Origin of the sequence: Streptomyces sp. NRRL WC-3549, assembly GCF_000721935.1 — a bacterium.
Lineage (GTDB): Bacteria > Actinomycetota > Actinomycetes > Streptomycetales > Streptomycetaceae > Streptomyces.
In genome coordinates, this window is sequence record NZ_KL585394.1 from 315,398 (window position 1) to 323,847 (window position 8,450).

The window sequence follows — 8,450 nt, forward strand, 5'->3', positions numbered from 1 at the left end:
GCCAGCCCGCTCAGAGATGTGTAGAAGAGACAGCCAGGGCTCCGCGCGGGCGTGACGTGGCTCGATGCGAGGGCGACATCGGTCAGGTTCCTCCGGGTCGTGGGGGGCGATGATCATGGGGGGTCGGCGCCGGTAAGTGAATCCTGGGAGGGGGGTCTGACACCAGCCGGAGCCGGGCGGGCGAAAAGAGGTGTTTCGCCCTGAAAGCGCGTCCATCACGCGTTCCGAAACTCTCCCGTCCGGGTGAACTTCGCGCGGGCTTCAGCCGCTCGCTGCACGGTCTCGCTACCGTTGCGGCACATTCATCTCAGCCCTCACTCTCTCCCCCCGCGCAACCTCGCCGCACTCCGTCCCGTCTTCAGGCCCGGAGATGTCTTTCGTCCGAGGAGTTCTGCTGTCCAGGTCCAGCGAGTCCCCCGCAGGCCTGCCGGAGCGAGGACGCCGGTCCGGGCGGGCGGCCGTCCCCGGCCAGGGCCAAGACCCCTTCCGGAGCCGCGGTCCCGTCCAGAGCCACGACCCCCTCCCGGGCCACGGCCCACTCCTGGGCCGCGACTCCGTCCAGAGCCACGACCGCGCGCAGGTCCCGCAGGAGGCCGGGGCCCGGGCGCCGGTGCGGGCCCCCGCCCGCGTCCCGGTTCCGGAACCAGTCTCGGCCAGCAGCCGCGTCCGTGCCCACTCGGACGGACTCGCCCGCTTCAACGCCTGGCCCGGTGAGCTGGCCGAAGCCGCTCTCCTGGAGTGCTGCGGCAGCCGCCGGCTGTGGCGGCATCCGACGAGGCGGGGTACGACCTCTCCCCCACCGACCTCGCCGAGGCGCTCGCCGCCGAGTCCGCCCCCTGCCTGCACCACGCGGCACCCCGCGCGGCCCACCTCGCGCTCCGGGCGGCGCACGCCGCGTACGAGCACAGTTTCGGACACGTGTTCGTCATCTGCATGGACGGGGTGCCGCCCTCCCAGCACGTGGACCAGGTACTGGCCGCCATCCGCGCCCGGCTGACCAACGACCCCGACGAGGAGCGCGCGCTCACCGCCGAGGAGACACGGCGACTCGCCCGGGGGCGCATCATCGAGCTCGTGACGGCGGCGGGACGGCCGGACCCCCTGCTGTGACCTGCGGCGACAGGGCCCCGGATAGCCCATACGTGCGGGTTTGATTGCCACTTTGATCACACCTTCAGGCCCCGCCGCCATGGAACCGACAAAGCGTCGCTACGATGGCCGGGGCCGGTGGACCGTACCCGGCCGGGTCAGACCGACAGTCAAGCCGGCCGACCCCGATCCCCGCTCCCGGAGGGTTTTTCCGTGCCGGCTGGAACGCTGTACCGCGGCCGGGAAGGCATGTGGTCCTGGGTGGCTCATCGAGTCACCGGTGTCCTCATTTTCTTCTTCCTGTTCGTCCACGTCCTGGACACCGCCCTCGTGCGTGTCTCCCCCGAGGCGTACGACGAGGTCGTGGCCACCTACAAGACCCCGCTCGTGGCCCTGCTCGAGTACGGCCTGGTGGCCGCCATCCTCTTCCACGCTCTGAACGGGCTGCGCATCGTCGCCGTGGACTTCTGGGCCAAGGGCCCGCGCCACCAGAAGACGATGCTCTGGACCGTCATGGGTATCTGGATCGTGCTGATGGTCGGGGCCCTGTACCCCGTCCTCGGCCACGCCGTACGCGAAGTCTTCGGGAGCTGAGGCCCATGTCCGCCGAGACCTCTTCCTCGTCCGCGATCAGTGACGTCGAGGGCGTGACGCTCTACGACGTCGACCACCCGGCACCGGTGATCGAGCCCCCGCGCAAGCGGACGGGCAAGACCCCCAAGGGTTCGCGTACCAACTTCGAGATGTACGCCTGGCTCTTCATGCGCCTGTCGGGCATCGTGCTGGTCGTCCTCGTCATCGGGCACCTGCTGATCCAGCTGGTGCTGGACGGCGGCGTCTCCAAGATCGGCTTCGCCTTCGTGGCCGGCCGCTGGGCCTCGCCGTTCTGGCAGGTCTGGGACCTGGCGATGCTGTGGCTCGCCATGCTGCACGGCGCCAACGGCCTCCGTACGGTCATCAACGACTACGCCGAACGGGACAACACCCGCTTCTGGCTGAAGATGCTCCTGTACACCGCCACGGTGTTCACCGTCCTGCTGGGCACGCTGGTGATCTTCACCTTCGACCCGAACATCCGCTAGGCGCCGGGACAGAGGGACCAGAGGAAACCATGCAGATCCACAAGTACGACACCGTCATCGTCGGCGCCGGCGGCGCCGGCATGCGCGCGGCCATCGAGTCGACCAAGCGCAGCCGCACCGCCGTGCTGACGAAGCTCTACCCCACCCGCTCCCACACGGGCGCCGCGCAGGGCGGCATGGCCGCCGCGCTGGCCAACGTGGAAGAGGACAACTGGGAGTGGCACACCTTCGACACGATCAAGGGCGGCGACTACCTGGTCGACCAGGACGCCGCCGAGATCCTCGCGAAGGAGGCCATCGACGCCGTTCTCGACCTGGAGAAGATGGGCCTGCCGTTCGGCCGTACGCCCGAGGGCAAGATCGACCAGCGCCGCTTCGGCGGTCACTCCCGCAACCACGGTGAGGCCCCGGTCCGTCGCGCCTGCTACTCGGGCGACCGCACCGGCCACATGATCCTCCAGACGCTGTACCAGAACTGCGTCAAGGAGGGCGTGGAGTTCTTCAACGAGTTCTACGTCCTGGACCAGCTGGTCGTCGAGGAGGACGGCGTCAAGAAGTCCGCCGGCGTCGTCGCCTACGAGCTGGCCACCGGCGAGATCCACGTCTTCCAGGCGAAGTCGGTCATCTACGCCTCGGGCGGCACCGGCAAGTTCTTCAAGGTGACGTCGAACGCGCACACCCTGACCGGTGACGGCCAGGCCGCCTGCTACCGCCGGGGCCTGCCGCTGGAGGACATGGAGTTCTTCCAGTTCCACCCGACGGGCATCTGGCGCATGGGCATCCTGCTGACGGAGGGCGCCCGTGGTGAGGGCGGCATCCTCCGCAACAAGGACGGCGAGCGCTTCATGGAGAAGTACGCGCCGGTCATGAAGGACCTCGCGTCCCGTGACGTCGTCTCGCGCTCCATCTACACGGAGATCCGTGAGGGCCGCGGCTGCGGTCCCGAGGGCGACCACGTCTACCTCGACCTCACGCACCTCCCGCCGGAGCAGCTGGACGCCAAGCTCCCGGACATCACCGAGTTCGCGCGCACCTACCTCGGCATCGAGCCCTACACGGACCCGATCCCGATCCAGCCGACCGCGCACTACGCCATGGGCGGCATCCCGACCAACGTCGAGGGCGAGGTGCTGGCCGACAACACCACCGTCGTGCCGGGCCTGTACGCCGCCGGCGAGGTCGCCTGTGTCTCCGTGCACGGCGCCAACCGCCTCGGCACCAACTCCCTGCTCGACATCAACGTCTTCGGGCGCCGTTCGGGTATCGCCGCCGCCGAGTACTCCGCGAAGAACGACTTCGTCGAGCTTCCCGAGAACCCGGCGCAGCTGGTCCAGGACCAGGTCGAGCGGCTGCGCAACTCCACGGGCACCGAGCGGGTCCACACGCTCCGCACGGAGCTGCAGGAGTGCATGGACGCCAACGTGATGGTGTTCCGCACCGAGCAGACGATCAAGACGGCGGTCGACAAGATCGCCGAGCTGCGCAAGCGCTACCTGAACGTGTCCATCCAGGACAAGGGCAAGCGGTTCAACACCGACCTGTTGGAGGCCATCGAGCTGGGCAACCTGCTCGATCTGGCCGAGGTCATGGCGACCTCCGCGCTGGCCCGCAAGGAGTCCCGCGGCGGTCACTACCGCGAGGACTACCCGAACCGCGACGACGTCAACTTCATGCGCCACACCATGGCGTACCGCGAGGTCGCGGACGACGGCACCGAGTCGATCCGGCTCGACTACAAGCCGGTCGTCACGACCCGCTACCAGCCGATGGAGCGTAAGTACTGATGGCTACCCCGACCCTGGAGAAGACCGGCAACGCCGAGGCCGGCTTCGCCGACACCCCGTACATCACGGCCACGTTCCGGATCCGCCGGTTCAACCCGGAGGTCTCCGACGAGGCCCAGTGGCAGGACTTCCAGATCTCGATCGACCCGAAGGAGCGTGTCCTCGACGCCCTTCACAAGATCAAGTGGGAGCTGGACGGCACCCTGACGTTCCGCCGTTCCTGCGCGCACGGCATCTGCGGCTCCGACGCGATGCGGATCAACGGCAAGAACAGGCTCGCCTGCAAGACGCTGATCAAGGACATCAACCCGGAGAAGCCGATCCTGGTCGAGGCCATCAAGGGCCTCACGGTCCTCAAGGACCTCGTGGTCGACATGGACCCGTTCTTCCAGGCCTACCGCGACGTCATGCCCTTCCTCATCACCAAGGGCAACGAGCCGACCCGTGAGCGGCTCCAGTCCCCCGAGGACCGCGAGCGCTTCGACGACACCACCAAGTGCATCCTGTGCGCCGCGTGCACGTCCTCGTGCCCGGTGTTCTGGAACGACGGGCAGTACTTCGGCCCGGCGGCGATCGTCAACGCGCACCGGTTCATCTTCGACTCGCGTGACGAGGGCGGCGAGCAGCGCCTGGAGATCCTCAACGACCGTGACGGTGTGTGGCGTTGCCGCACGACGTTCAACTGCACGGACGCCTGCCCCCGTGGCATCGAGGTCACCAAGGCGATCCAGGAGGTCAAGCGCGCGCTGATCACGCGTCGCTTCTGACCCACCGGCCCCGCACCGGGCCGCTGTCGTATCCAGGAGGCCCCGCTTCCCGCACCGTCCGTGCGGGAGGCGGGGCCTCTTGGTGCGTCGGGCGGGTGGGGACGGTACGGTCGTGCGGGGCGCGGAACCGGGCCGGGGCTCCCGGATAGCCTGGGGGCGTGGCGAAGGCAGAGAAGACGGCGAAGGCCCCGAAGAGCGAGCAGACCCGCACCCTGATCCTTGAGACGGCGCTCCGGCTCTTCGAGGAGCGCGGGTACGACAGGACGACGATGCGGGCCGTCGCGCAGGAGGCCGGGGTCTCCGTGGGGAACGCGTACTACTACTTCGCCTCCAAGGAACACCTGGTCCAGGGCTTCTACGACCGGATCGCCACCGAGCACGAGGTGGCGGTGCGGCCGGTCCTGGACGGCGACGCGGACCTCGCCGTGCGCATCCGGGGCCTGTTGCTCGGCTGGCTGGAGGTGGCCCAGCCGTACCACCGCTTCGCCGCCCAGTTCTTCAGGAACGCCGCGGACCCGGACAGCCCGCTCTCGCCGTTCTCCGAGGACTCGGCCGCCGCACGCGACGCGGTGATCGCCCTCCACGAACGCTGCCTGACCGGGTCCAGCACCCGTTACGACCGGGAACTGGGCCCGATACTCCCGCAGTTGATGTGGCTGATGCAGATGGGCCTGGTGCTGTTCTGGGTCTACGACCGGAGCGGGGGCGCCGCACGCAGCCGCCGGCTGGTGGAGCGCACCGCCCCGCTGGCCGCACGGGCGATCGCGCTCTCCCGCTTCCGGGTGCTGCGACCGCTCGTGCGGCAACTCCACGACGTCCTGGTGGAGTTCATGCCCGGCGCCGGCAAGGGCGCGGGCGTCAGATCCAGCTGAGTTCCCACAGGCGCCAGATCCCGGTGCCGTCGGAGAGGTACTGGGAGCCGGAGACGTCGGACTTGGCGACGACGTAGTCCTTCTTCTGCCACAGGGGGATCAGCGGTACGTCCTCGCCGACCAGCCGCTGCAGTTCCTTGAAGTCGTTCGAGGTGCGGCCGCGGTCGCTGTACTGCTGGGTGGCCGTGATCAGCGAGTCGATCTTCTTGCTGGCGTAGCCGTTGTGCAGGCTGCTGTCCTTGCCGACGAGCGGCTGGCTGAAGTTGTCGGAGTCCGGGAAGTCGGGGAGCCACCCGACGGTGTAGGTGTCGTACTTCCCGGCCGCGTACTCCTTCTGGAAGGCGGTCCACTCCACGGCCTTCTCGGTGACCTTGAACAGCCCGCTCTTCTCCAGCTGGCGCACCAGCTCGGCGCCTTCCTTGATGCCGGTGTCGTCGTCGCGGTGCGCGAAGACGATCGGCAGCGGGATCTGGACGCCGGCCTGCTGCAGGAGGTCCTCGGCCTTCTCCAGGTCAGGGTGCGGGTAGGCGTCGAAGAAGGGGGTGCTGTGCCCGATGTAGCCCTGGGGGATCAGGGAGTACAGGGGCTCGACCGTGCTGCGGTAGACGTCGCCGACCAGCGGCCCGCGGTCGATGATCCACGCGACGGCCTGCCTCACCCGCTTGTCGGCGAAGGGCGAGCCGTCGCGGACGTTGAAGACGAGGTTGCGGATCTCGGCGCTCTCGGCCTCGGTGACGCGCTGCTCGGTCGCACCGGGGTTCAGCTTCGCCAGTGTCTCGGCGGGCAGCTGACGGTGCGTCACGTCGACGGTTCCTGCCTCCCAGGCCGCCTGGAGCCGGTCGGAGCCCTCGAAGTAGCGGATCTGGACCGGCCCGCCGGACTTCTTCACCGCGCCCTTGTAGGACGGGTTCGGCACGAGCTCCGCCTGGACCCCGGGCTCGTAGGACTTCAGCGTGAACGGGCCCGAGCCGTCGACCTTGTTCCCGGTGCGCAGCTTGTCCTTGGGGTACTGGGTGGGGTCGACGATGGACCCGGCGCCGGTGGCGAGCTTCTGCGGGAAGGTCGCGTCACGCGCGGAGAGGTTGAAGGTGATGGTGCGTCCCTCGGCCACGATCGTGTCGAGGCCCGGGAAGAGCACCGACGGACCCGCGTCCGCCTTGATCTTCAGCATCCGGTCGAAGGAGTACTTGACGTCCTCGGCGGTGATCTTGCGCCCGTTGGAGAAGGTCAGGTCGTCACGCAGCTTGCACTGGTACGTCTGGAGCTTCTGCCCGACGAAGCCGCAGCTCTCGGCCGCGTCCGGCTCCGGCACGATCGCGTTGGCCTTGAAGGTCATCAGGGACTGGTAGAGGTTGCTGTAGATCGCCCAGGAACCGGCGTCGTAGGCGCCCGCCGGGTCGAGGGACGTCACCACGTCCGACGTACCGACCTTGATGGGGTCGTGACTCGCCTCGTCCGAGGGAAGGAGCTGCCAGGCGCCGACGCCTACGATGATCAGTACCGCGAGAATCGCGAGAATCCGTATCCGGATCGACCGCATGTGCCGTGCTCTCCCTTACCAGCCCACCTCGGCCCATGTGCTGAGTTGACGCACATTGCCGCATGTTCGGACTCACCCAATCACACGATTTTCACATCTGGAAGAGCAAATGGGGCACTCACAGGGTGTTCTTCGCCGAAAGTCTGGTCTTGGCTCCGAAAGGAGGGGCACACCACCTTCCACCTGCAACTTTCGTTGCTGGGCGTGAGGATGGTGTGCTGTTTGCGTGGTCGCGCCGGTGTGCGCGGGGTGTTGCTCAGGTCTGCTTGGAGGCGAGCTCCACGACGGTGATGTCCGAGGGTGCGCCGACCCGCACCGGAGGGCCCCAGGCACCCGCGCCACGCGACACGTAGAGCTGGGTGTCGCCGTAGCGTTCGAGTCCGGCGACGGTGGGGTTGGCCAGTTCGGCCACGAGGTTGCCGGGCCAGAGCTGACCGCCGTGGGTGTGGCCGGAGAGCTGGAGGTCCACGCCGTGCGCGACGGCGTCGTCGATGACGACCGGCTGGTGTGCGAGGAGGACCGAGGCGCGGCCGCGGTCCCGGTCACCGAGCGCGGCGGCGAAGTCCGGTCCCTGGCCCTCGCTTTCGCCCGCCACGTCGTTGACACCGGCGAGGTCGAACCCGGCGATCTCGACCCGGGCGTTCTCCAGCGGGTGCAGCCCCAGTTCGCGTACGTGGGAGACCCACTCGGCGGCTCCGGAGAAGTACTCGTGGTTGCCGGTGACGAAGTAGGCGCCGTGCCGCGACTCCAGCCCGGCCAGCGGCTCGGCGGCGGTGCCGAGGTCGGCGACCGAGCCGTCCACCAGGTCCCCGACCACGGCGACCAGGTCGGGCGAGGTGGCGTTGATCGTGTCGACGATGCGCCGGGTGTGGGAGCGGCCGAGGATCGGGCCGAGGTGGATGTCGCTGACGACCGCGATCCGGAAGCCGTGCGCGGAGCGCGGGAGCCGGGCGAGCGGGACGGTGATCCGCTTGACCCGGGGGCCGCGCAGCACCCCGTAGGTGCCGTACCCGACCGTGCCGAGCCCGGCGAGGGCGGCGGCGCCCCCGACCGCCCGCGCGACGAACAGCCGGCGCGAGGGGCCGGCGACGGCGGGCGGTGCGGGTGTGCCCGCCGGTTCCGCTTCCGCTTCCGGTTCGGCCTCCGCCTGCGTGTCCGGTGTCCCAGGAGCGGCGGGGGCGTCGGTGCCCGTGGCGGTCCCCGTGCCGTGCGTCACGGTGCCGGCGGCCGTGGTCTGCCCGGGGGCGCCCTGGCCCGTTCGCACGGGCTCCGGGGCGGGCCCCGGTGCGGCCTCCGGGGTGCGGCGGTCGAGCACT

At 69.1% G+C, this 8,450-nt stretch carries 8 protein-coding genes; 6 read left to right on the top strand and 2 right to left on the bottom strand.

The window, feature by feature from the left end; genetic code table 11:
• Window positions 1-759: 759 nt before the first annotated feature.
• The 6 genes from IH13_RS37280 to IH13_RS0112215 all read left to right on the top strand — a co-directional run bounded on the left by IH13_RS37280 (window position 760) and on the right by IH13_RS0112215 (window position 5,594).
• Entirely contained in the window at window positions 760-1,110 is a 351-nt protein-coding gene (locus tag IH13_RS37280; protein ID WP_234433273.1) for a 2-oxo-4-hydroxy-4-carboxy-5-ureidoimidazoline decarboxylase, read from the top strand.
• Window positions 1,111-1,302: 192 nt separating this feature from the next.
• Complete coding sequence (gene sdhC / locus IH13_RS0112195; protein WP_082317580.1) at window positions 1,303-1,683, top strand: succinate dehydrogenase, cytochrome b556 subunit; 381 nt, start codon at window positions 1,303-1,305, stop codon at window positions 1,681-1,683.
• A gap of 5 nt (window positions 1,684-1,688) precedes the next feature.
• On the top strand, window positions 1,689-2,171 hold the full coding sequence (locus IH13_RS0112200; RefSeq protein ID WP_031083727.1) for a succinate dehydrogenase hydrophobic membrane anchor subunit: 483 nt from the start codon (window positions 1,689-1,691) through the stop codon (window positions 2,169-2,171).
• 29 nt (window positions 2,172-2,200) lie between these two features.
• A complete protein-coding gene (gene sdhA / locus IH13_RS0112205; protein ID WP_031083729.1) occupies window positions 2,201-3,955 on the top strand; it encodes a succinate dehydrogenase flavoprotein subunit in 1,755 nt (584 codons plus the stop codon).
• Complete coding sequence (locus IH13_RS0112210) at window positions 3,955-4,722, top strand: succinate dehydrogenase iron-sulfur subunit (protein WP_031083730.1); 768 nt, start codon at window positions 3,955-3,957, stop codon at window positions 4,720-4,722. The genes sdhA and IH13_RS0112210 overlap by 1 nt, the downstream gene beginning before the upstream one ends.
• Window positions 4,723-4,880: 158 nt before the next feature.
• Entirely contained in the window at window positions 4,881-5,594 is a 714-nt protein-coding gene (locus tag IH13_RS0112215) for a TetR/AcrR family transcriptional regulator (RefSeq protein WP_031083732.1), read from the top strand.
• Here IH13_RS0112215 and IH13_RS0112220 read toward each other — a convergent pair.
• Both IH13_RS0112220 and IH13_RS0112225 read right to left on the bottom strand, forming a co-directional pair.
• Window positions 5,581-7,134, bottom strand: coding sequence for an ABC transporter substrate-binding protein (locus IH13_RS0112220; protein ID WP_031083734.1), 1,554 nt, complete (start codon window positions 7,132-7,134; stop codon window positions 5,581-5,583). The genes IH13_RS0112215 and IH13_RS0112220 overlap by 14 nt on opposite strands.
• A gap of 256 nt (window positions 7,135-7,390) precedes the next feature.
• A partial coding sequence (locus IH13_RS0112225; protein WP_234433274.1) for a metallophosphoesterase occupies window positions 7,391-8,450 on the bottom strand: 1,060 nt, incomplete at its 5' end.

Coding starts and splice junctions, on each gene's coding strand:
- IH13_RS0112200 (WP_031083727.1), top strand. CDS start 1,689: ATGTCCGCCGAGACCTCTTCCTCGTCCGCGATCAGTGACGTCGAGGGC.
- sdhA (WP_031083729.1), top strand. CDS start 2,201: ATGCAGATCCACAAGTACGACACCGTCATCGTCGGCGCCGGCGGCGCC.
- IH13_RS0112210 (WP_031083730.1), top strand. CDS start 3,955: ATGGCTACCCCGACCCTGGAGAAGACCGGCAACGCCGAGGCCGGCTTC.
- IH13_RS0112220 (WP_031083734.1), bottom strand. CDS start 7,134: ATGCGGTCGATCCGGATACGGATTCTCGCGATTCTCGCGGTACTGATC.